At 27.7% G+C, this 1,569-nt stretch carries 3 protein-coding genes; 1 reads left to right on the top strand and 2 read right to left on the bottom strand.

Going from position 1 to position 1,569, the window contains the following annotated elements:
* Positions 1–78 precede the first annotated feature (78 nt).
* Positions 79–921, top strand: a complete 843-nt coding sequence (locus tag HG1285_RS02080; RefSeq protein ID WP_008289217.1) for an IS982 family transposase — start codon at positions 79–81, stop codon at positions 919–921.
* On the opposite strand, the gene HG1285_RS02075 is transcribed toward HG1285_RS02080, so the two are convergent.
* Positions 911–1,363, bottom strand: coding sequence for a TaqI family restriction endonuclease (locus HG1285_RS02075; protein WP_008289218.1), 453 nt, complete (start codon positions 1,361–1,363; stop codon positions 911–913). The genes HG1285_RS02080 and HG1285_RS02075 overlap by 11 nt on opposite strands.
* On the bottom strand, positions 1,336–1,569 hold a 234-nt coding region (locus tag HG1285_RS02070; protein ID WP_008289219.1), incomplete at its 5' end, for a TaqI-like C-terminal specificity domain-containing protein. The genes HG1285_RS02075 and HG1285_RS02070, both read right to left, overlap by 28 nt.

Raw genomic sequence — 1,569 nt, forward strand, 5'->3', positions numbered from 1 at the left:
TAGTTTCCAATTCAAGAGAGAAGTTTAAATAAAAAACTCCAGTGGCAAATAAAGATAAAAACCACTGGAGGAAAACCAATGACATATAAAGATTATATAACAACAGTTTATGTAATTGTAGACGAGGTATTAAAGTTGATAGGACATAAACACAAAACAAATAAGCCTAAATTTTCAGATAGCGAGTTAATAACCCTTTTAGTTTATGCCACAACATTTAGAAAAGGAGAAATAAAATCTACACTAAAAGAATTTAAAGAAAACTACAGCGATATGTTTCCTTATGTGCCAGAGCTACCAGCCATTGTAAAAAGAGCAAAAAAGTTGAAAAAGTTAGTAAAAATTTTAATTATACTGGTAAAAAATTTGCTATCAAACAAAGAATCACTAATTGCAATACTTGATACAAAACCAATTCCAGTTTGTGAACTTACAAGGATAAAAAGATGTAAAAAGGTAAGTGGGAAATTATATAAAGGAAATAACGGACATAGAGAATGGTTTGGGTATAAATTAGGACTAATAATAGATACTTATGAACAACCTATATCGTTTAATATAATGCCAGCTTCAAAACACGATATAAACGCATTAAAAGAGTTTAAAGAAGAGCAAACGATTATAAATTTACTAAATGGCAAGATTTTAATAGCAGACAAAGCATTCAATTCAAAAGGTTTAAAAGAAGAACTAAAAAAAATATGTATAGAGTTAGAAGCTATAAAAAAAGGAAAGATTCATCATAAACAAAAGAAAAAACAAACTTTTTTAAAGACCATTAGGAAGAAGATAGAGACTACTTTCAGCAGATTGAAGTATATGGGAATTGAAAGTATTAAAGCTGTTTCTTTGGAAGGGTTTTTAGCTAAAATTCACTTTTTTATTTTAGCTCTACAGTTTAAAATTATACTTAAGGTTTAAATTGGAAATTAGGGTTTAATTCTACAATTGCATCTATTCCCATCATATCCAACTTTGGGTTAGATATTAGCTTTTCGTCAAATAAAGCATTCCATAAATATTGAAAATGAAATTGTGTTAGAATAGACATCCAGATTCTGTACAGTCTTGCTTTAAAGCCTTCTTCCACAAATTGTAAAGAACAGCCATAAAAGTATTTCTTTATGAAATTATAGATGTATGGACTTAATTTTTCACTCCAATAAATTCTAAAGATATCATCGTAGTCTTTAAAGTTAGTTGTATCCCAATAATACCTATAATATATTTCAAGAGGTAATAAATCTCGTGGTAAATCTTGTTCCACGGTCTTAATCATTCTTAAATGTGCATATTTCTTTATATCTATATTCTCAAGAAAGTTCTCGAATTTATCTAAATCTTTCTTCCAGTTTCTTGACATATTAATAACTCCTTTATTTTTTTTAATTCTTCCTTTGTAGGTAAAGGAATTAGTTTCAATTGTGTTATGTTAAAGTGATAAGTTATATTCCTAAAAACATCTTTTATATATCTTTTAATGATTTCAGAATTGAGAAAGCTTACAACCTCTTCATCAGTAAGGTCAAATCTCATATTAATTAATGTGCGTTTCCTCAGTAAATGATA

The sequence above is a fragment of the Hydrogenivirga sp. 128-5-R1-1 genome (assembly GCF_000171895.1).